Origin of the sequence: Phytohabitans aurantiacus (assembly GCF_027923225.1) — a bacterium.
GTDB lineage: Bacteria > Actinomycetota > Actinomycetes > Mycobacteriales > Micromonosporaceae > Phytohabitans > Phytohabitans aurantiacus.
The window spans coordinates 1-21,436 of sequence record NZ_BSDI01000046.1 but is presented as its reverse complement, the minus strand read 5'-3'; the positions used below and the strand labels follow the sequence as shown (position 1 = coordinate 21,436).

The 21,436-nt window shown below is 71.2% G+C and carries 17 protein-coding genes; 7 read left to right on the top strand and 10 right to left on the bottom strand.

The window, feature by feature from the left end; translation table 11 throughout:
- Positions 1-47: 47 nt before the first annotated feature.
- The 6 genes from QMG73_RS34030 to QMG73_RS34005 all read right to left on the bottom strand — a co-directional run bounded on the left by QMG73_RS34030 (position 48) and on the right by QMG73_RS34005 (position 6,833).
- Positions 48-1,523: a glutamate--cysteine ligase family protein gene (locus QMG73_RS34030; RefSeq protein ID WP_281902658.1), complete on the bottom strand. Its 1,476-nt coding sequence runs from the start codon at positions 1,521-1,523 to the stop codon at positions 48-50.
- 27 nt (positions 1,524-1,550) lie between these two features.
- Positions 1,551-2,471 (bottom strand): DMT family transporter, encoded by a 921-nt coding sequence (locus tag QMG73_RS34025; RefSeq protein WP_281902657.1) that lies wholly within the window; start codon positions 2,469-2,471, stop codon positions 1,551-1,553.
- A 91-nt stretch (positions 2,472-2,562) separates the two neighbouring features.
- Entirely contained in the window at positions 2,563-3,225 is a 663-nt protein-coding gene (locus tag QMG73_RS34020; RefSeq protein ID WP_281902655.1) for a hypothetical protein, read from the bottom strand.
- A gap of 629 nt (positions 3,226-3,854) precedes the next feature.
- Positions 3,855-4,403 carry a hypothetical protein gene (locus tag QMG73_RS34015; RefSeq protein WP_281902654.1) on the bottom strand — a complete coding sequence of 183 codons (549 nt, stop codon included), beginning with the start codon at positions 4,401-4,403 and terminating at the stop codon, positions 3,855-3,857.
- Between the two features lie 3 nt (positions 4,404-4,406).
- The gene (locus QMG73_RS34010) at positions 4,407-5,525 is read right to left on the bottom strand and encodes a glycosyltransferase (RefSeq protein ID WP_281902765.1); all 1,119 of its coding nucleotides are present in this window, start codon (positions 5,523-5,525) and stop codon (positions 4,407-4,409) included.
- A 321-nt stretch (positions 5,526-5,846) separates the two neighbouring features.
- Positions 5,847-6,833, bottom strand: a complete 987-nt coding sequence (locus tag QMG73_RS34005) for a glucosyl-3-phosphoglycerate synthase (RefSeq protein WP_281902651.1) — start codon at positions 6,831-6,833, stop codon at positions 5,847-5,849.
- Positions 6,834-6,894: 61 nt separating this feature from the next.
- Between QMG73_RS34005 and QMG73_RS34000 the strand changes: the two genes are divergently transcribed.
- The 3 genes from QMG73_RS34000 to secA2 all read left to right on the top strand — a co-directional run bounded on the left by QMG73_RS34000 (position 6,895) and on the right by secA2 (position 11,287).
- Positions 6,895-7,848: a Gfo/Idh/MocA family protein gene (locus tag QMG73_RS34000; protein ID WP_281902649.1), complete on the top strand. Its 954-nt coding sequence runs from the start codon at positions 6,895-6,897 to the stop codon at positions 7,846-7,848.
- Positions 7,841-8,929 carry a zinc-binding dehydrogenase gene (locus QMG73_RS33995; protein ID WP_281902648.1) on the top strand — a complete coding sequence of 363 codons (1,089 nt, stop codon included), beginning with the start codon at positions 7,841-7,843 and terminating at the stop codon, positions 8,927-8,929. Before QMG73_RS34000 ends, QMG73_RS33995 begins: the two co-directional genes overlap by 8 nt.
- 63 nt (positions 8,930-8,992) lie before the next feature.
- Entirely contained in the window at positions 8,993-11,287 is a 2,295-nt protein-coding gene (gene secA2, locus QMG73_RS33990; protein ID WP_281902646.1) for an accessory Sec system translocase SecA2, read from the top strand.
- A 1,310-nt stretch (positions 11,288-12,597) separates the two neighbouring features.
- On the opposite strand, the gene lpdA is transcribed toward secA2, so the two are convergent.
- Positions 12,598-13,977, bottom strand: coding sequence for a dihydrolipoyl dehydrogenase (gene lpdA, locus QMG73_RS33985; protein WP_281902644.1), 1,380 nt, complete (start codon positions 13,975-13,977; stop codon positions 12,598-12,600).
- A gap of 78 nt (positions 13,978-14,055) precedes the next feature.
- On the opposite strand from lpdA, the gene QMG73_RS33980 reads away from it, so the two are divergent.
- Complete coding sequence (locus QMG73_RS33980) at positions 14,056-14,976, top strand: sulfotransferase (protein WP_281902642.1); 921 nt, start codon at positions 14,056-14,058, stop codon at positions 14,974-14,976.
- A 50-nt stretch (positions 14,977-15,026) separates the two neighbouring features.
- Here QMG73_RS33980 and QMG73_RS33975 read toward each other — a convergent pair whose 3' ends face one another.
- On the bottom strand, positions 15,027-15,785 hold the full coding sequence (locus QMG73_RS33975; RefSeq protein ID WP_281902640.1) for a class I SAM-dependent methyltransferase: 759 nt from the start codon (positions 15,783-15,785) through the stop codon (positions 15,027-15,029).
- A gap of 20 nt (positions 15,786-15,805) precedes the next feature.
- On the opposite strand from QMG73_RS33975, the gene QMG73_RS33970 reads away from it, so the two are divergent.
- Positions 15,806-16,720, top strand: coding sequence for an oxidoreductase (locus QMG73_RS33970; RefSeq protein ID WP_281902638.1), 915 nt, complete (start codon positions 15,806-15,808; stop codon positions 16,718-16,720).
- On the opposite strand, the gene QMG73_RS33965 is transcribed toward QMG73_RS33970, so the two are convergent.
- On the bottom strand, positions 16,715-17,488 hold the full coding sequence (locus QMG73_RS33965) for an ABC transporter permease (RefSeq protein WP_281902636.1): 774 nt from the start codon (positions 17,486-17,488) through the stop codon (positions 16,715-16,717). The two genes, QMG73_RS33970 and QMG73_RS33965, sit on opposite strands and share 6 nt — an antisense overlap.
- Positions 17,485-18,384: an ABC transporter ATP-binding protein gene (locus QMG73_RS33960; RefSeq protein WP_281902634.1), complete on the bottom strand. Its 900-nt coding sequence runs from the start codon at positions 18,382-18,384 to the stop codon at positions 17,485-17,487. Before QMG73_RS33960 ends, QMG73_RS33965 begins: the two co-directional genes overlap by 4 nt.
- Before the next feature lie 127 nt (positions 18,385-18,511).
- On the opposite strand from QMG73_RS33960, the gene QMG73_RS33955 reads away from it, so the two are divergent.
- On the top strand, positions 18,512-19,741 hold the full coding sequence (locus tag QMG73_RS33955) for a sensor histidine kinase (protein WP_281902763.1): 1,230 nt from the start codon (positions 18,512-18,514) through the stop codon (positions 19,739-19,741).
- A gap of 359 nt (positions 19,742-20,100) precedes the next feature.
- On the top strand, positions 20,101-20,766 hold the full coding sequence (locus tag QMG73_RS33950; protein WP_281902632.1) for a response regulator transcription factor: 666 nt from the start codon (positions 20,101-20,103) through the stop codon (positions 20,764-20,766).
- Positions 20,767-21,436 lie beyond the last annotated feature (670 nt).

The following is a 21,436-nucleotide window of genomic DNA, read 5'->3' as shown; positions in this document are numbered from 1 at the left end:
CTCGACCTGGTGCGTAACGCCCGGGTCGGCATATCGGCGTTTCTAGCCTAGACAGGCCACTCGTGTACGGGGATGTTTTCGTGCATGTGCTCGATGTATCGCTTGAGCACCTCGCGCAGCGCGGACCGGCGGTCGAGGTTGTTGTTGTCTTCCAAGGCGTGCAGGGTTTCGACTTGCCACGCGGCGCCGTTGCGGCCGGTGAGGCAGCGCTGCTCGATGATGCGCAGCAGCCGGTCGCGTTCGCTGGAGCCGACGCCCCACTGGTCGAGCCCCTCGTGTGCCATCGGTAGTAGGCGGCGCAGCACGAGCTCGGTGACTGGTAGGTTGCCGAGGCCGGGCCAATATACGGTGGCGTCGATGCCGTGGCGGGCGCATGAGTGGAAGTTTTCCTCGGCGGCGCTGAACGACATCTGTGACCACAATGGACGGTCCGACTCGGCGAGCATGCGGACTGTGCCGAAGTAGAAAGCGCCGTTGGCGATTGTGTCGACGACGGTCGGGCCGGCGGGCAGCACGCGGTTTTCGACGCGGAGGTGCGGGCGCTCGTGCACCACGTCGTAGACCGGGCGGTTCCAGCGGTAGATGGTGCCGTTGTGCAGGCGCAACTCTGTCAGTTTTGGCGTGTCGCCGCGGGCCAGGGTCTGCGCGGGATCGTCGTCGTCGCACACTGGCAGCAGTGCGGGAAAGTACCGCACGTTCTCCTCGAAGAGGTCGAACACCGACGTGATCCAGCGTTCGCCGAACCACACGCGTGGGCGTACACCTTGGGCTTTTATCTCTTCGGGGCGGGTGTCGGTGGCCTGCTCGAAGAGCGGGATGCGGGTCTCACGCCACAGCTCCTTGCCGAACAGGAACGGCGCGTTCGCGCCGAGCGCCACCTGGACGCCGGCGATGGTCTGCGCCGCGTTCCAGTAGGCGGCGAACTGCGCCGGGCTGACCTGCAGGTGGAACTGGGTGCTCGTGCACGCGGCCTCGGGCGCGATCGTGTCGGTCGTGACCGCCAGCCGGTCGACGCCGTCGATGCGGATGTCGAGGTCCTCGCCGCGGGTCGCGAAGATCTGCTCGTTGAGCAGCGCGTAGCGGGGGTTGGCCGACAGCGACTCCAGCGTCAGGTGCTCCCGGCGCAGCGTCGGCAGTATGCCGATCATGACCATGTGGGCGCCGACCGTGCGGGCCTTCTGCTCGGCCGCGTTGAGGCTGGCCCGTACGTGTTGCTCGAAGCCGGCGGTGCCGTCGTCGGCCAGCCGGCGCGGCGCCACGTTGATCTCGACGTTGAACTGGCCCAGCTCGGTCTGGAAGTCCGGGTCGGCGATGGCGGCGAGCACGTCGGCGTTGCGCATGGCCGGCTCGGCGGCCTCGTCGACCAGGTTGAGCTCGATCTCCAGGCCCGTCATCGGGCGCTCGACATCGAACCGGGCCGCCCGCAGCATCTCCGCGAACACGTCCAGGCACTGCCGCACCTTCAGCCGGTATCGGGCGCGGTCCTCCCGGCTGAACTCGCGCCGCGCGACCTCCTCGCCCATGACTCCATAGTGGTACGAGCGGGGCGCTTACGCTACCAGTACTACGGGCTCCGACTCGCGCGGCTTCGGCACCTCTAGCGGCTGGGTGTCGACCGGGGCCTCGGTGGTGGCCTCTTCGACCTCCGCCGGGCGGGTCAACATGACGACGCCGGCCGCCGCGACCGCCGCCGCGCTCAGGGCCACCACCGCGCCACGGCCACCGCCCGCGAAGCGCTCGCCGAGCAGTGCCATGCCGATGACCGCCGACGCGATCGGGTTCGCCAGGCTCACCGTCGCGAGCGGGGCGCCGAGGCCGGAATCCCGGTACGCGACCTGCGAGAGGAGCAGGCCGCCGACCGACATCGCGGCGAGTACCAGGGCGACGGGGCTGACGAGCGTGCTCGCGCCGTCGGTGGAGGCGCGGAGCGTGACGGTCTGCGTGAGGGCCGACGCCACCGCGAAGGCGACACCCGACGCCACGGCGTACAGGATGCTGCGGGCGATGCTCGCCTTGGCGTACTTGGCGGCGACCATGACGGCGAGGACGGCGATGACCGCCACGACCGCCAGCGTGGTGGCTCGGCCGGTCGTGAGGACGGTCGCCGTGTTGCCGGGCCCCACGAGCACCAGCAGCACCATGAGCCCCGCGATCGTCAGGCCGGCGCCGCGCCAGTGCTCGGTGGCGACCCTCTTGGAGACGAGAGCCGCGCCCATGGGCAGGGCCAGTACCAGCGTGAGCAGACCCAGGGGCTGCACCAGGGAAAGGGGCCCGTACGCCAGGGCGGCGACGTGCAGGGCACCGCCGGCCGCGTTCAGGCCGACCGCTAACCACCACCGGCCGAGCTTCAGCAGCGCCAGTACGGTGTGCCGCTCGGCATCGGCGGCAAGGCGCTCCTGCGTCACCGCACCGCCCGCGTAAGCCGCGGCCGACGCGATGGCGAAGAGGACCGCCAGCGCCAACGCACTCATGTACACGATGATCTCTCGCGAAAGGGCTTCGCACGTCGGCCGACAGTGGGTTTGTGCCCTACGTCATGCGCAGTAGTGGGTGATGCCCATCTCATACCCGAGAGGGATGCCGGTCCTCCATCTCCCACACATGATCGAGGACGTGCCAGATGATGCGGCGGGTCGCGTACCGCGCGGGCCAACCGTTCGGCCGTAGCGGCGAGCCGTCCGACGGCCTCGACAGCGCGCGCTTCAGATCGGCCCGGAGCGCGGCGACCGCCTCCTCGTCGTCGAACGCCGGCTGCTTGTGCTTGACCCCGATCATCCGCCCGTATCCGCTCTCGGAACCCACCACGTGGTCGAGCATCTTGTCGCGGTCCCGCCCGCCGCCCCGCGGTCCCTTCGTCAACTCGGCCGGTGACCTCGCCGCGACAGTGGCGAGGATGTCCCAGGCGGCGGTGAGCAGCTCGCCGGCTCGGGCGGCCTCGGCGGCCTTGACCGGCTTGCGGTCCGCGCTGGCAATCGCCCCCGGTACGCCGAAGTCGGTGCTCGCTGAGCCGGGCAGGCGCTCCTGGATGTCGAAGGTGTCGGTTTGTGGGAACGCGAGGCCGGCCTCCTCGGCGACCGCCTTGTACCTGCCCGCGTAGGCGGCGAGCGCCTCGATCGCGAGCTCCTCGGTCTTGGCCGACCTGCACCAACCCGGCCACTCCACCGCCCACGCGAAGACCTTTTTCTTGCCGGTTTCTGTCGCGATGGGAGCCACTTTCCCAGCCATACCGTCCACCGTAGGGCGTATCCCTGCCACGTAACGTCACATATCCCGGCCTTCCGGTCCCGGGTCGGCCGTGCGTGCTGCGCTCGATGCTGGTGGTGCGTTCGTTGGGGTCGCGGCCGCGTGATGCTCGCGCGCTGTGCGCCCTTTCCGTCGATCAAGGGCGAATGCACGTGATTGGATCTCTTTTCCGCGTGCGTTTGCCCTTGATCCACGCACATGGCCTTGATCGACGAAGAGGTCACCCGGGGTGTGAGCCGGCGCGCCGTCACGGCCGGGGCCAGCCGCCGGGTTTGGGGTTGGCGGCGGCGTGGCGAGGTGTCGGCCGCGCCCTGCGCGCCGATCAAGGGCAATCGCATGGATCAAGGGCGAATACACGCGGTTTAGCGATCCAACCGCGTGCGTTCGCCCTTGATCGGCGTACCGGGCGTGGCGACACGCCGTGCCGGGCCGGCCTGGAGGCCGATCCACGCGGAGAAGAGATCCAACCACGTGCATTCGCCCTTGATCGGCGGAAAGGGGCGCGGCGCGGAAAGGGGCGCGACGCGGGGCGCGGAAGAGCCCTGCGGGCAGCGGGGACGTGGGTAGCGGGACACGGGCGGCAGGGCGCGGGGGAGGAGTAGGCGTGAGGGTTAGGTGGACAACGTGCAGGCGGCTGCTGTGGTTAGAAGGGCTAGGCCGGTGGTGGCTTGGATGAGGAGCGCGGGGCCTAGGTGGGACCACATCGTTGGAGGGTGGGGGGTCAGGAGCTGTCCGGTGGTCAGGTTGACGATGCGCTCCACTCGGGGGGCGAGGTCGGGGTCCTTCTGGCGGCGGACGGTGACCTGGATGTGGTCGGCCGGTTCCAGGGCGGTTTGCGGCAGGTGGCCGTGGATTTCCAGCTCGCACAGCGTGCCGTATCTGTCGCGCAGTCGTAGCGGCGTGACCAGGAACTCTGGGCCCTTCTTCAGTTCCTTGAACGAGCGCCGGCCGCCGCTGCCGCTCCCCGCGCGCAGTACCGACAGGATCGCGGCGACGATCAGCCGGGCGACGGTGGCGGCGGCGAAGACCGCCATCAGCGCGGGCTGGCCGACCTTGACCTCGCGGGAGTACCCGCCGAGGAGCTGCACGACATGCCCGGTGATGATCGGCCCCGGTGGGCGCGAGACGGGCTCAGGGAACAGTTCGCGATCCAACCCCATAACTCAGCGTATCGACATGAATACATGATCGCGAATGAGTGAATACAGTTCCACGTACCGCATCGCCATCCGCGCGGGCGTGAACCGGCGCGCGGCCTCGGCCATGCAGTCAGCCGGGTCGATTTTGTCGGCGGCCAGGGCGAGCTCGGCGAGCTCGTCCTCGTCGTCGGTGAGCAGGCCGGTGTGGCCGTCGTCGACGAGTTCGGGCAGGCAGCCGCGCGCCAGGGCCACCACCGGGGTACCCAGGGCGAGCGACTCCACGACGAATGTGCCGCCGGGCTCCTCCCAGCGCAGCGGCGCCAGTACGGCCTTGGCACCGGCCACCAGGTCGTCGCGCTCCTGGCCGTGGACGGTGCCGATCCACCGCACCCGCTGGCCGTCGACGTGCGGTGCGACCTTCTCGTGGAAGTATCGGGCGTCCGGGTTGTCGGCGTCGGATGGCAGGTCGGCGGGGTCGCGGTACGGCCCGACGGGGCCCGCCAGGATCAGGTCGAACCCGTACTGGTGCGCCAGCCGCGCCCCGAGGTCCTGGCCCTTGCCGGGCGTGATCCGGCCGAGGATCAGCAGGTAGCCGCCCTTGGCGGGGCGAGGACGGCGGTCGGCGCCGGTCGCGAGCGGGGTGGCCAGGTGCACGTGGCCGACCGAGTGCGCGCGCAGCGCCTCGGGTGCGCGGGCGAGCTGCGACGCGGAGACACCGTTGACCCGGACCCGCCCGCCGCCGTCGAAACCGCCGTACAGGTCGGGGTGCTTGGCGAGATCCCAGTGCAGGGTGTGCAGCGCGGGCGGCGCGTCGGGGCCGAGCGCGGCGACGGTGGCCAGCCCGACGGCTTCGACGTGGTCGTGCACCAGATCGATGTCGTCGCGCTCGCGCAGTGCCCGCACCACGCCGTGCAGGTGTGCCTGCGCGACGCCGCAGACCTGGTTGTACGGGCGCTGGAGGGCGCCGAACTGGCCGTCCGGATACACGGACAGGAGCTCGTCGACGGGGAGCGCGCTCGTGCCGACGGACGCCAGCACCACCTCCACGCCCAGCTCGCGCAGCGGCGGCACGAGGGTCGCGACCACGTTCTCGATGCCGCCGTAACCGCGCGGCGGCACCGGCAACCACGGCCCGGCGTTCATGAGCACCTTCACTGTTTCTCCTGGTTCGCTCGGTCGTGCGGCGCCTTGAGGCGGCGCCTTTCCAGCGGCGGCGGGGTTCGTTGAGGATTGGGTGCGTGGCGCCGCTGGAAAAGCGCCGCCGCGCCAACTTCCTCGCTCACTGTTTCTCCTGGTTCGCTCGGTCGTGCGGCGCCTTGAGGCGGCGCCTTTCCAGCGGCGGCGCCGCGCCGACTCCCTTGATCACTGGGCCGCCCAGAAGATCAGATGCCGGGCTACCGCGATGTCCGCGGCGGTCCAGGGCCGTTGCTCCCGCGGCCTCACCCTTCGCGGCTACACAACCCCTCACCGGACCACCAGTTGGGCGAGTGGCGGGCGTTCGGTTACGGATATGTCGGTTACGACGATTTCGCGGTCCAGGTTGGGCAGTGCCTCGGCGCCGCCGCGGCGGAACTGGGTGAGGGCGTCCGCCGGCGGGGTGGGTGTGGCGGCCATGCCCTTGCGGTGCAGCCGCGACCATGCCGTGAACAGGATCTGCGCCGCCATCCGGCCCAGTGCCTCGGTCTCCTGGTTGCGGTGGTGGCGCTCGCCGAGGTCGACCTGGGCTAACGCGTCCAAGCCGACCATGTCGAGCAGGTCGATCAGCATCGCGATCTCCACGCCGTACCCGGACACGAACGGCAGCCGCTCCAGCACCGCCCGGCGGCCCGCGTACTCGCCGGCCAGCGGCTGGACGATGCCGGACAGTTCGGGCCAGAAGAGGTTCAGCAGGGGGCGCGCCATCAGTTCGGTGACCCGCCCGCCGCCGTCCCGTTCGTAGCCGGCGGCACAGTCCAGCGGCCGGTGGTAGAAGCCCTTGACGAACGCGACCGAGGTGTCGGTCAGCAGCGGCCCGATCAGGCCGGTGACGAAGTGCGGACGGAAGTCTCGCAGGTCGGCGTCGACGAACGCGACCACGTCGCCCTGTGCGGCGGCGAGCCCCGCCCACAGCGCGTCGCCCTTGCCCTCCATGCGGGGCAGGCCGCGGGTCATCTCGTCCTGCTCCACGACGCGGGCGCCCGCCGCGCGGGCCACGGCGGCGGTCCCGTCGCTCGACCGGGAGTCCACCACGATTATCTCGTCGACCAGCGGGACGTCGCGAACCAGCTTGCCGTGGATCGTCGCGACGATCTCGCCGACCGTTTCCTCCTCGTTGCGCGCGGGGATGACCACGCTGACCCGGCTGCGCGCCTTGGCGCGTACGAGCTCACGCGGCGTCCACTGCGCCGCCGACCCGGTCCGGTATGTCGACCAGGCCTCCACCACAGGGATGACCGAACGGGATTGCCACATGGACGTACGAATTCCCTCGGATCGGGGTACTCAATCGCCACACGGAGGTTGGGAGGGACGCATGGGCAGGAGTCGCGTGGGTTTGATCGGTGCCGGGAACGTGGCGCAGCGGCACGCGCGCGTGCTGTCGGGGTTCCCGGACGTGGAACTGGCGGGCGTGACGGATGTGCTGCCCGAGGCGGCCGCGCGGCTGGCCGATACGCACGGGACCAGGGCGTTCGCGGACGCCGACGCGCTGCTGAGGGCGGATCTGGACGCCGTGTACGCGTGCGTGCCGCCGTTCGCGCACGGGCCCGTCGAGGAGGCGGTGCTGTCCGCGGGGCTGCCGCTGTTCGTGGAGAAGCCCCTGGCCGCGGACCTGGAGACCGCCGAGAAGATCGCCGCCATGGTGGACGGCGCGCCGACCGCCGTCGGTCACCACTGGCGGTACCTGGCCGTGGTCGAGCGGGCCCGCGAACTGCTCGACGGGCGGCCGGTGCGGCTGGTCAACGGCGCCTGGCTCGACAAGGTGCCGCCGGTGGCCTGGTGGTCGCGGCGGGACAGGTCGGGCGGGCCGGTGGTGGAGCAAGCCGCGCACGTGCTCGACCTGGCCCGGCACCTGGCCGGCGAGGTCAGCCGGGTGTGCGCGGTGGGCAACGGCCTACCCCCGCCGGGGGACGGCGCGGACGTCGACTCGGTCACGGCCGCCACGTTGCATTACACCGGAGGGGCGGTGGGGACGCTCAGCACGGCCTGCGTGCTCGGGTGGAAGCATCGCGCGGGACTGGAGATCTACGCGGACGGGCTCGCGCTCGCGGTGGGGGAGGACGAACTCGTCGTACGCGAGGGCGAGCGGGAGTACCGGATGCCGGGTGACCCGGAAGCGGCGCGGGTGGCGGTGGACAGAGCCTTCATCGACGCGGTGCGGGGTGAGGGGGACGACATCCGGGTGCCGTACGCGGAAGGGCTGCGCACCCACCGGCTGGCCTGTGCGATCGCTCAGTCAGCGGCCACCGGGGAGGCGTGCGATGTCTGAGCGCGTGGTCGTCGTGCCGGGACCGGGTGCGGTGGAGATCCGGTCGGAAGAGCCGGAAGCATTGCGGGACGGCACGTTCCGGGTCCAGACGCTCTACAGTGGAGTGTCCACAGGCACCGAACTGAGCTACGTCAAGGGCACCAACCCGTACCTGTCGGCGCGGTTCGACGCATCGCTCGGGCTGTTCCGCGACGGCGAGCCCTCGACGCCGTACCCGGTGACCCGGCTGGGGTACATGGAGGTCGCCCGGGTGGCGGAGAGCCGTACCCCGGCGGTGGCACCGGGGGAGCTGGTCGCGATGGCGTACGGGCACCGGACCGGGTATCTGGCCGACCCCCTCGTCGACCGGGTCGTACCCCTGCCGGAGGACCTGGATCCGGCACTCGGGGTGTACGTGGCGCACATGGGACCGATCTGCGCGAACGGGCTGTTGCACGCCGCGGCGGACGCTTTCGGTGCCGCGGTTCGCGGGTTGGGGGACGGTGTCGCGGGACGGCGTGTCGCGGTGGTGGGCGCCGGCGCCGTCGGGCTGCTGACCGCGCTGTTCTGCCAACGCCACGGCGCGCAGGATGTCCGCGTACTCGATGAGACGTCGCGGCGGCGAGCGGTCGCGGAGGCCCTCGGTCTCGCGACGCTCGACCCGGCGGACGGCGACCCGGCGGTCGCGCTGAAGACCCGGTGGCGGCACGGGCCGGGCGATCGGGGCGCGGACCTGGTGTTTCAGTGCCGCGGCCAGGCGTCGGCGCTGCACCTGGCGCTGCGGCTGCTGCGGCCGCAGGGCACGGTGATCGACCTGGCGTTCTACCAGGCTGGGGCCGATGCGGTGCGGCTGGGAGAGGAGTTCCACCACAACGGTCTCGGCCTGCGCTGCGCGCAGATCGGCCGGGTGCCGCGCGGCCTCGCGACGGCGTGGGACCGCGAGCGGCTGTCGGCCGAGACGATCGAGCTCTTGCGCGTGTACGGGGACGTGGTGCGCAAGCATCTGGTGACCGCGGTCGTGCCGTTCGACGAGGCTCCGTCGCTTTTGACCGATCTCGCCGAGCGTCGAAGGCAGGAGGTGTCGGTGATCTTGGAGGTGTAGCGTTGGGGTCCGCCGCAGCCCGGGCACCCCACTGTGACCCACGCCCTAGTACCGTTGCGCCTCATGGGTGTGTCCTCACGGTTGAAGAGCAGGGTCCAGCGGTTCCTCCAGCGCCCTGGCACCACGGTCGATCTCGGCCCGTTGGAGAAGTTGCTGCCCAAGGTCGCGGCGCGCGAAGACGCGCTGAAGGAGCTCGACGACGCCGAGCTGACCGAGGCCGCCGGTAAGGCCGACGAGTACGTCGAGATCTGCGCCGTCGGGCGGGAAGCGGCGCGCCGCGGGCTCGACCAGCGCGCCTACGACGTGCAGCTCATCGGCGCGATGGCCCTGCTGTCCGGCAAGGTCGCCGAGATGGCCACCGGTGAGGGCAAGACGCTGACCGCCGCGATCGCGGCGTACGGCCACGTGCGGCGCGGTCACGGGCCGGTGCACGTGCTGACCGTCAACGACTACCTGGCGCGGCGCGACGCGCTGTGGATGGCACCGGTCTACAAGCTGCTCGGGCTCAGCGTCGGCTGGGTGACCGAGGCGTCCACGCCGGAGCAGCGGCGCGCGGCCTACAACAACGACGTCACCTACGTCTCGGTGAGCGAGGCGGGCTTCGACTACCTGCGCGACCAGCTCGTGGTCGACATCGACGACCGGGTGCAGCGCGAGCTTGCCACGTGCATCGTCGACGAAGCCGACTCGATCCTTATCGACGAGGCCCGCGTGCCGATGGTGCTCGCGGGCACCGTGCCCGGCGAGCAGGACCCGGTACACGCGGCCGACGCCCTCGTGCGCGGCCTGCGCAACAAGCGCGACTACGAGATCGCCGACGACGGCCGCAGCGTGGCGCTCACCTCGGCGGGCCTCTCGCGGATCGAGTCCGAGCTCGACGACGTGGATCTCTACGCCGCGGAGAACTTCGACCAGCTCTCGGCGGTCAACGTGGCGCTGCACGCGCACGCGCTGCTGCACCGCGACGTCGACTACATCGTGCGCAACGGCGCCGTCGAGCTCGTCGACGAGATGCGCGGCCGGGTCGCGCAGCGCCGCCGCTGGCCCGACGGGCTGCAGGCCGCCGTCGAGGCCAAGGAAGGGCTGGGCGCCACCGCCGAGGGCGAGGTGCTCGACACGATCACCGTGCAGGCGTACATCGGGCTGTACAAGACGCTGTGCGGCATGACCGCCACGGCGGTACTGGTGGGGCACGAGCTACGCGAGTTCTTCAAGCTGGAAGTCGCGGTGATCCCGCCGAACACGCCGTGTGTCCGCGTCGACGAGTCCGACCGGATCTACGCGACGCGCGCCGAGAAGGAAGAGGCGCTGATCGAGGAGATCCGCTCGGCGCACGAGACGGGGCGCCCGGTGCTGGTCGGCACCCTGGATGTGAAGGAGTCCGAGCAGCTCGCCGCCGGCCTCAAGGCGGCCGGTGTCGAGTGCGTCGTCCTCAACGCCAAGAACGACGAGGAGGAGGCCGCGATCATCGCGGAGGCCGGCATGCACAACGCCGTGACCGTCTCCACGCAGATGGCCGGCCGCGGCGTCGACATCCGGCTCGGCGGCAGCGACCAGACCGACTACGACCGGGTTTCGGACCTGGGCGGGCTCTACGTCATCGGCAGCGGCCGGCACGACAGCCGCCGCGTCGACGACCAGCTCCGCGGCCGCGCCGGCCGGCAGGGCGACCCGGGTACGTCGGTGTTCTTCGTGAGCCTCGAAGACGAGCTGGTCGTGCGGCACGCGCCCGAGCTGATCCCGGCATCGCCCCGGATGCACGCCGACGGGCTCGTGGAGGACGAGGCGGTCAACTACGCGATCGAGCACGCCCAGCGGGTCGCCGAAGGCGTCAACCACGAGATCCACCGCAACACGTGGCGGTACAGCGTGGTGATCGAGCAGCAGCGCCTGGCGCTCGCCGTGCGGCGTGAGCGGCTGCTCACCACCGACGTGGCCGGCGACATGCTCCGCGAGCGCTGCGAGGAGAAGGCCGAGAGCCTGGAAGACGACGAGCTCGTCAACCGGGTCGGGCGGTCGATCGCGCTCTACCACCTCGACCGGCTGTGGGCCGAGCACCTGGCCGAGCTGTCCGAGGTGCGCGAGGGCGTGCATTTGCGGGCGCTGGGGCGGCTCGACCCGCTCGACGAGTTCCACCGGGCGGCGGTGCCGGCGTTCAACGACCTGTTCCCGAAGATCGAGGAGCGGACGGTGGCGACGTTCGAGGAATCCGAGATCGACGAAGACTGGGAGCCGGAGGTGGCGACGCTCGTGCGGCCGAGCGCGACGTGGACGTACCTGGTGCACGACAACCCGTTCGGCTCGGAGCTCGACCGCTTGATCTCCGCGGTGGGCCGCCGCATCGCCTCGTCCCGCTAACCCCACCCGTCCCTGCGCCCCGCGCCGCGCTGCTCGCGCCGCGGGGCGCGCGCCCCGCGGCGCGGCGTGGTGGCTGCGCTGCGGCGGGCTGTTTTTGCGTCGATCAAGGGCGAATGCACGTGGTTGGATCTCTTTTCCGCGTGCATTCGCCCTTGATCGATGGAGATCTCCTTGATCGAGCATTGGGCTACCGCGACGGCCGTCGTGGTCCGGGCCGTAGCTCCCGCGGCCTCACCCTCCGCGTCCAGCACGTGATCCCGCCGGCGGCCGCGTTGCTGGCCGCTGGCGGCGGGGTTGGGCTTGGCGCTCTGAGCTGGCAGCGGGGGTTGGGGCTTGGCGTCCCGGAGCTGGCGGCGGGGTTGGGTTTGGCGCTCGGAGCTGGCGGCGGGTTGGGCTGGGCGCTCGGAGCTGGCAGCGGGGGCCGGGGAATTCGGCTCGCTCTGCGAGCCGCCGGCCGCCGCGGTGCCCGCGGGAGCAAGCGGTCCGCCGCTGACGCGGACCGGGGCAAATGAGCCTATGGTCCGAAAGGTCGTCGCTCGGTGGGAGCGCGGGACCGGCCGAGCGCGCGGCGTGCGGACGAACTTCGGGGTTCTTGCGCCTTCAGGCTGGCTCGGAGGCCGCGCTTTCCGCGATGTCGCGGGCGCCGTCTGCGGCCGGGCGGTGGCGCGGTGGTGTGAAGCGGGCGAATCGCCCGTGTGTGCGCCTTTGGCGGGTCGAGCGGGGCCGCGAGGGCCCGCTGAGGCTGTCGCGGTGCTCGCCGATCAAGGGCGATTGCATGGATCAAGGGCGAATGCACGCGAAATGAGATCGAATCGCGTGCGTTTGCCCTTGATCGGCGTAGGTGGCGTGGCGACACGCCGTGTCGCGCTGGCCGGGCGGCGGCTGCGCGACGGATCGGAGATCCAATCGCGTGTATTCGCCCTTGATCGGCGGAAAGAGGCGGCGACTGCGGTCGCCGCCTATGCCGCGCGGCGCCGCCGGCGTGGAACGCGGGCCCGTGCGCGCCTTGGGCGCGTCGAGTGCGCCCGCGACGGCCGCGAGGGCCCGCGGAGAGCGCCGCGGTGCTCGCCGATCAAGGGCGATTGCATGGATCAAGGGCGAATGCACGCGGAAAAGAGAGATCCAACCGCGTGCATTCGCCCTTGATCGGCGTAGGCGGCGTGGCGACACGCCGTGTCGCGCTGGCCGGGCGGCGCCCGCGCGACGGATCGGAGATCCAATCGCGTGCGTTCGCCCTTGATCGGCGTAGGTGGCGTGGCGACACGCCGTGTCGCGCCGGCCGGGCGGCGGCCGGGCGGCCGCGCAATCAGCTACATGTTGATCATGTGGCCGGCTAGGCCGTGGATGGCTTCCTTTACGGCTTCGCCGAGGGTGGGGTGGGCGTGGACGTTTCTGGCTACCTCGTGCACGGTCAGGTCCCACTGCTGGGCCAGCGTCAGCTCCGGCAGCAGCTCGGTCACGTCCGGGCCGATCAGGTGGGCGCCCAGCAGCTCGCCGTACTTGGCGTCGCTCAGGATTTTCACGAAGCCGACCGCGTCGCCCAGCCCGTGCGCCTTGCCGTTGGCCGTGAACGGGAACTTCGCCACCTGTACGTCGAAGCCCTTTGAACGGGCCTGCTCCTCGGTCCAGCCGAAGCTGGCGATCTGCGGCTGGCAGTACGTGGCGCGCGGGATCATCACGTAGTCCAGTTCCATTGTCTCCGCGCCGGCGATCGTCTCGGCGGCCACGATGCCCATCGACTCGGCCGCGTGCGCGAGCATCAGTTTGGCGGTCACGTCGCCGATCGCGTAGATGTGCGGCACGCTGGTGCGGCAGCGGCCGTCGATGTCGATCGCGCCGCGGTCGGTGAGGCGTACGCCGGTCTTGTCCAGCCCGTATCCGTCGACGCGCGGCTGGAAGCCGATCGCCTGCATCACCTTGTCGGCTTCGAGCACCCGCTGCTGGCCGTCGCGCGACACGGTGACGCGCACCTTCGGACCGGACTCGTCGATCGACTCGACGCGGGTGGAGGTGAGCACGTCGATGCCGAGCCGCTTGTACCGCCGGGCCAGCTCAGCGGAGACCTCGGCGTCTTCGAGCGGCACCATCCGGTCGAGGAACTCCACGATGGTGACCTTGACACCGTAGTTGTGCAGCACGTACCCGAACTCGACCCCGATCGCCCCGGCGCCCGCGATCACGACGCTCTCCGGCAGCTCTTCGCTGAGGATCTGCTCCTCGTACGTCACGACCCGGTCGCTCACGGACGTGCCCGGCAGTAGGCGCGTGGTCGCACCGGCGGCGATGATGCAGTGGTCGAAGGTGATTGTCTGGTCGCCCACCTGGATCGTGTGCGCGTCGATGAAGGTGCCCCGCCCGTCGTACTGGGCGATCTTGTTCTTCTTCATCAGGTAGTGGACGCCCTTGACGCGGCCGTCGGCGACCTTGCGGCTGCGCTGGTACGCGGCGCCGTAGTCGAAGGTCACCTCGCCCTGGATGCCGAAGGTCTTCGCCTCCTGGTGGAACAGGTGTGCCAGCTCGGCATTGCGCAGCAGCGCCTTGGAGGGGATGCAGCCGACGTTGAGGCAGACGCCGCCCCAGTACCGCTCCTCGACGACCGCTGTGCGGAGTCCCAGCTGCGCCGACCGGACTGCCGCCGTGTAGCCGCCGGGTCCGGCGCCCAGCACGACAACGTTGAAGTGCTCGCTCATGCGCTCGATGCTACGTCCCAGGCATTCTTGACCTTTTTAGTGAAGAAAACCAAGAAACCTTTGCCAGGCTCACTCGGTGTGACTGGTGTGGTGAAAGTGCTCTACATCGCCGGCTGGGGCCGCAGCGGTACGACCATCCTGGACAACATCCTCGGCTCGTACGAGAACGTGTTCTCGGCCGGTGAGCTGTACTACCTGTGGCGGCGGGGCCTGGTGCAGGGGCGGCGCTGCGGGTGCGGGGAGAAGATCGCCGAGTGCCCATTGTGGTCGAAGGTGCTCCATGTGGCGTACGGCAGCGAGGCGCCATGCCCGAGGCGGACGGCTGATCTCCAGTACCGCGTCACAAGGGTGCGGAACACGCGGAGGCTGACCCGCGGTGAACTCGACGCGGAGGCGGCCGAGTACCGCGACCTGGTCGGCAGGCTGTACACGGCCGTTGCCGACGTGACCGGCGCCGACCTGGTGGTCGACTCGTCGAAGCTGCCCTCCGGTGCGGCGGTGCTGGCGCGCGTGGCGGGCGTCGAGCCGTACCTGGTGCAGATGGTGCGCGACCCGCGCGCCGTCGCGTACTCGTGGACCCGCCCGAAGGCGCAGCTCGACCGGCACCGGCCGATGCTGATGGACCAGCACGGGCCGGCCGAGAGCACCACCAAGTGGCTCGCGTGGAACCTGCTCACCGAGCAGGTGGCCCGCGGGTACGAGGGAGGGCGGCGGCTGCTGCGGTACGAGGACTTCGTCGCCGACCCGCGCGGCACCGTCGAGGGCTTGATGGCGTGGGCGGGTGTGGCGGCGGGCAGCGGGCCGTTCGTGGACGGCCGCACCGTGCGGCTGGGCGAGAACCACACCGTGTCGGGCAATCCGGGCCGGTTCAGGACCGGGCCGGTCGCGCTCAACCCGGACGAGGAGTGGCGGCGCGCGCAGCCGCTGGGTCCACGCGCGCTCTGCACCGCGCTCTCGTTCCCACTACTGCACCGCTACGGCTACTCGCTCCTCCCGTGATCATTGCGTCATTCAAGTCGCTCTTACGACTTGAATGACGCAATGATCACTCAGGAGATGGCGGCCACCGCGGCGTCCGGTCCGCCGCGCCACACCAGGCCCACCTCCGTGTATCCGGCGGCGTGCAGCGCGTCCAGGTGCCACGACACGGGCGGGGTCCACTCGGTGCTGTGATGGTTGGCGAAGACCTTCGCGCGTTCGGCCACCAGCGGGCCGAGCGTCGGGTCCTTGGCGACGTGTGCCCACCAGTCCTCCCAGGACAGCACCGCGCCGGCCGCGTACAGGGCCGCCCGCCGCGCCTCGGACCGCGCGTGCCGCTTCTCGTTGAAACCGGGCAGGCCGTCGTCTGGCATGTGGTCGGCGTTGACGAAGACGCCGCCGGGGCGCAGCACGTCGCGGATCTCCCCGTACAACGCCGCCAGCCGGTCCGCCTCGATCCAGTGCAGGGCGGTGGCGGTGAGCACCGCGTCGTACTCCCGGTGGGGGAGCGCGGCCGTCCACTCAGGACCGCGCAGGTCGGCGGTCACGACCGCGGACCGGCCGTCGAGGGACGCGCGGGCGATGTGCTGCAACACCGGGTCGACATCGAGCACCGTCGTGGTCGCTCCGGGGAAGCGGCGCAGCGCCCGCAGTGAGATCGATCCGGTACCGCCAGCGAGGTCCAGGATCTTCGGTGCCCACCCGCCGGTCACGGTGTCGACGGTGTCGAGGAGCGCCGCGAACCGTTCCTCGCGGTCCGGCAGGTACGCCTCCTGCTGCCGGTCCCAGCTCTCCTGCCACGCCGTCGTGTCTGTCGTGTAAGGCCGCATGAGGTCTAGACTAGTTACCCGTGAGGTCGTGGGGCGCGGCGGACATGCCGGACCAGTCCGGGCGCACCGCGATCGTCACCGGTGCCAACAGCGGCCTCGGCCTGGTGACCGCCCGCGAGCTGGCCCGGCGCGGCGCGCGGGTCGTGATGGCGGTCCGCGACGAGGAACGCGGCCGGCGGGCCCGCGACGCGCTGCTGGCCGCCCAGCCCGGCGCCCTGCTGGAGGTGCGCCGCGTCGACCTGGCCGACCTCGACTCGGTGCGGCTGTTCGCGGAGCGGCTCACCGCCGATGTGGGGCCGGTCGACCTGCTCGTCAACAACGCCGGCGTGATGATGCCGCCGCGCGCGCTCAGCCCGCAGGGGTACGAGACGCAGTTCGCCGGCAACCACCTCGGCCCGTTCGCGCTCACCGGGCTGCTGCTGCCCGCCCTCGCCGCCGGCCGCGACCCGCGCGTGGTCACGGTCGCCTCGGCGGTACACCGGCAGGGCAGGATCCGTTTCGATGACCTCACCGGCGAACACCGGTACTCGGCGCCCGCCTTCTACGCGCAGTCCAAGCTCGCCAACGTGCTGTTCGGGCTCGAACTGCACCGCCGGCTCCGCGCCGCCGGCAGCCCGGTGCGCAGCCTGCTCGCCCACCCCGGGTACGCCCACACGAACCTGCCCTCGACCGGTCCCACCGGCCCGTTGCGGGCGGCGCTGCGGTTCGGCGGCCGGCTGTTCGCGCAGCCCGCGGAGGTCGGCGCCCTGCCCCAGCTGTACGCGGCGACCGCGCCCGAGGCGGCCAGTGGCCAGTTCATCGGACCGCGCGGGCCGCTGGAGCTGTGGGGCCGTCCCACCGTCGTACGCCCAGCCGCCTCGGCCCGCGACCCGGAGCTCGCGAGGCGGCTCTGGGCGCGGTCCGAGGAGCTGACCGGCGTGCGGTACCCGCTATGACACCTCGCGCTTGAGCAGTCGCGTCCAGCCTGCGGCCAGCGGCACCAGCACCCACACCGCGCTGGCCGTGGCGAGCTTCGCCCACGCCTGGCCGGGCATGCTGCCCTCCAGCAGCGGCTGCATGGTGACGCCCAGGTCCAGCCACTGTGCCGGCGTCTGGAGGGCCTTCACCATCTCGCCCACCACGCTCCACAGCGTCGGCAGCATGAAGTAGACGACGATCGCGAGCGCCGAGTTCATCAGCAGCATGCCGAACGCCACGCCCATCACGATGTTGATCACCTGGGCGAGCAGCGAGAACGGGAGGATGGCGCCGAGGCTCCACGAGCCGTCGCCGTCGAACAGCGCCGAGCCGACCACGTTTCCGGCCGCCGCGACGGCGAGGCTGACCCCCACCGACGCCACCGCCAGCGCGACTGCGGCGAGGAGCTTGGCGACCGCCACCCGGCTCCGCTCCGGCACCAGCGTGAACGTGGTCAGCGCCGTCCGCTGCGTCCACTCGCTGGTGGCCGCGAGGATGCCCAGCACCGGCAGCAGCACGCCGGAAGGGATCATCATCAGCTGGAAGAGGTTGCGCAGCGTCAGGTCGGCCGGGTCGGCGGCGAACAGCATGATCACCGCCAGCGCGACGTACCCGAGCCCGATCGTCACCATCAGCCAGAACCCGGCCCGCGTGTCGGTCATCTTGCGCAGCTCGACGGCCGTGAGCCGGCCAAGGCCGGGGCGGCTGCTGGTACCGGCCACCCGCGGTGCGGCGATCACGCTCATTTCACGGCCTCCTTGACGGTCCGTCCGGCGGTCAGGGTGAGGAACAGCTGCTCCAGGCCGCCGTCGTCGGCGGGGCGCAACTCCAGAAGGACTGCCCCGGCCGCCGCCGCCACGCGGCCGACCGTCTCGGCGTCGGCCTGCGCGACGAGGGCGCCATCAGCGGTACGCGTCACCGGCACGCCCGCCGTGGTCAGCGCCCACTCGAGCTTCTCCGGCTCCAGCCCGCGCACCCGTACGCCGGAGCCGGCGAGCAGCTCGTCCTTGGTACCCGACGCGACGACCCGGCCACCCCCGATGACCACCAGCCGGTCCGCCACCGCCTCGACCTCGCGCAGCAGGTGCGACGAGAGCAGCACCGTGCCGCCCCGATCCGCGAAGTCGCGCAGCACGCCGCGCATCCAGAAGATGCCTTCCGGGTCGAGGCCGTTCGCCGGCTCGTCCAGGATCAGGACCCGCGGGTCGCCCAGCATCGCGAGCGCGATGCCGAGCCGCTGGCGCATGCCCAACGAGTACGCCCGGACGCGGCGCTTGGCGGCCGTGGCGTTCAGCCCGACGAGGTCGAGCAACTCGCCGACCCGCCGCCGGTCGACGCCCATCGTCTGTGCGGCCAGGCCGAGTACCTCCCGGCCGGTGCGCCCCGGGTGCTGGGCTGAGGCGTCGAGCAGTACGCCAATCTCGCGGCCCGGGTTCGGCAGCCGCCGGTACGGTACGCCGTGCACGGTCGCGGAACCGCCCGAGGGCGGTGTCAACCCGCAGATCATCCGCATCGTGGTGGACTTGCCGGCGCCGTTCGGCCCGAGGAACCCGGTCACCGTGCCGGGCTCGCACGCGAACGTGACGCCGTCGACGGCTGTGTGCGCGCCGTAGCGCTTCGTCAGGTGTTCCACGCTGATCATGGGTCCAGTGTGCGGGCGCCAGCGGTACCGCGGCCTCCGTCACAGGTCGGCGGCGCGCGACCAAGGTCTAAGCCCGCGCTTCTACTTTGGTTGGATGCCGGGGCGCGCGGCGGCCCGTACCATTTGGATCATGGCTGGTGTGGTGCCCGAGTATCGGGCGCTCCTGCCGGGCGTGCTGCTCGCGGAGCTCGACCCCGACGTGCGGCCGGCCCGCCGCACGGTGCGCGACTGGGTCGTCGACGTGCTGGCGTTCCTGTTCTCGATCATCATGGTGCTGGTCCTGATGGCGGCCAGCGACGAGCAGGGCGTCACCGAGGGCACGCTCGCGATCGACGCCCTCCTGGGGCTGGCCTGCTCCGTACTGCTGTGGGGGCGCCGGCGCTGGCCCGTCGCGGTTTGCCTGGTGATCGCCATCGCCGGCGTGTACTCGGTGACCAGCGTCGGCGCGGCGATCATCGCGTTTTTCACGGTGGCGGTGCACCGGCGCTTCCCGGTCGCGGCGGCGACCGGCGTGTTCGGCGTGGCGGGCGGGCTCGTCTTCCCGGTGCTGCGACCCGACTGGGCCAGCAGCCTGTTCTGGGTGGACGTCGTCTGGGCGCTCGTCGTCACCGCGCTGATCCTGGGCTGGGGCATGGTCGTGCGGGCCCGGCGGCAGCTCGTGCTGTCGCTGCGCGAGCGCGCCGTCCGCGCCGAGTCCGAGCAGCAGCTGCGGGTCGCGCAGGCGCAGCAGATGGAGCGCGCGCGCATCGCGCGCGAGATGCACGATGTGCTGGCGCACCGCATCTCGCTGTTGAGCCTGCACGCGGGCGCGCTGGAGTTCCGTCCCGACGCGCCGCCGGAAGAGGTCGCGGAAGCCGCCGGCGTCATCCGCCACAGCGCCCATCAGGCGCTGCAGGATTTGCGCGAGGTGATTGGTGTACTGCGCGAAGGCGGCGACGACGACGCTCCCGACCGCCCCCAGCCCACCCTCGCCGACCTGCCAAGCTTGATCGAAGAGTCGCGCCAGGCCGGAATGCGCGTGCGGCTGGACCGCGAGGTGCCAGACTTGGCGGCGGTGCCGGTGGGCGTGGGGCGCAACGCGTACCGGATCGTGCAGGAAGGCTTGACGAACGCGCGCAAGCACGCGGGGGGATCCACAGTGGACGTTATCGTGGCGGGGGCGGCCGGTTCGGGGCTCTCGGTAGAGGTACGCAACCCGTGGCCGGTGGGCCGGGCGACGTCGCCGGCGATCCCGGGTGCGGGTACGGGGCTGGTGGGGCTGACGGAAAGGGCGGCGCTGGCGGGCGGCCGCCTGGAACACGGCCGGACGGCTTCGGGCGACTTCCGCCTCTGGGCCTGGCTCCCGTGGCCATCATGAACCCGCCCGCGGGTCCGTCTTCTTCCGCGCGGCCCCCTGTTTCCGCGGGCCCTCCTGTTTCCGCGGCTCCGTCTTCGTCCGCGCGGCCGCCTTCTTCTGCGGGCCCGCCTGTTTCCGCAGGTCCGTCTGTGTCTGCGGGGCGGCCTTCTTCCGCGGGTCCGTCTGCGTCTGCGGGTCCGCCTTCTTCCGCGGATCCGCCTTCCGCGGGGCGGCCTTCTTCCGCGGGGCCGGCTGCGTCCGCGGGGCGGCCTTCTTCCGCGGATCCGCCTTCCGCGGGGCGGCCTTCTTCCGCGCGGCCGTCTGCGTCTGCGGGTCCGCCTTCTTCCGCGCGGCCGGGTGGTTCGACAAGCTCCCCGAACTTGTCGGAGGGTGAGCCCGTGCGGGTGCTCATCGTGGACGACGACGCGCTGGTGCGAGCCGGACTCGCCATGATCCTGCGGGGGGCCAACGACCTCGCGGTCGTCGGCGAAGCGGCCGACGGGGCCGAGGTGGCCGCCGCCGTCCGGCAGCACCGGCCCGACGTGGTCCTGATGGACATCCGTATGCCACAGGTCGACGGCCTCGCCGCCACCGAACAACTCCGCCGCCGCCCCGACCCTCCTGAGATCATCGTGCTCACGACGTTCCACGCGGACGAGTACGTGCTGCGAGCACTCCGGGCCGGCGCGAGCGGCTTCCTGCTCAAAGACACCCCGCCCGCCGAGATCCTCCGCGCCGTACGGTGCGTCGCCTCCGGCGAACCCATGCTGTCACCGGTGGTCACCCGGCAGCTGATCGCGCACGTCAGCGACGGCAGCGCCGACGGCCGACGGCGCCGCGCCAGCGACCTGCTCAGCCGGCTGAGCGAACGGGAACGCGAGGTGGTGTTGGCGGTAGGCCAAGGCAAGTCGAACGCCGAAATCAGCGGCGAACTCTTCATGAGCGTGGCAACGGTAAAGGCCCACATGTCCCGCGTACTGACCAAGCTCGAACTGAACAACCGCGTACAGGTAGCCCTCCTAGCCCACGACGCCGGCCTAACCTAACCCCCCGCTCCGCGGCCCGGTTGCGCCGCGCCGGGCTGGTGGGCCGGTGGCGCCGCCCCCTGCCGGTGGCTCGGTCGCGCCGCTCCCTTTCCGTCGGCCGGTCGCGCGGCGGCCCGCCCCTCTTTCCGCCGATCAAGGGCGAATGCACGTGGTTGGATCTCTTCCCGCGTGTGTTTGCCCTTGATCGATGCGAATGCCCTTGATCGGCGCGGCCTGGCCGTGATCCTGGCCCGCGGACCTTGGCTGGCGCGGCGCCGCTGTGCCGGTGGGTGCTGTCCGGGCGGGTCGGTCTTGCGGCGGTGGGTGGAGGGGACATGTTCGGGGATTTTGCGGTGTCGTGCTTTCCGGAGGCCGCGTTTTCGGGGATATTGCGGCAACGTCATGGCGGTAGGCGTCGACTGTGGCGATTGGCTGCCCCCACGGGGGCAGCCAATCGCCACGGACGGCGTCCGTGTGTAGATCTTGGAGCTCGACCGTCGCCATAGGCGAGCTCAACCGGTGGTTGCAACACCGAGTAGTTGGGCCATTTTGTCAGCTGGGTTGTGTTCCGGACCGGGTTTGATGGAGACATCGAAACCTGGGAGGAACACCGGTAATGCCCGCACCGAAGAAGTACGACGATGAACTGCGTGAGCGCGCGACCCGGCTGGCCCTGGACGCCCGGCGTGAC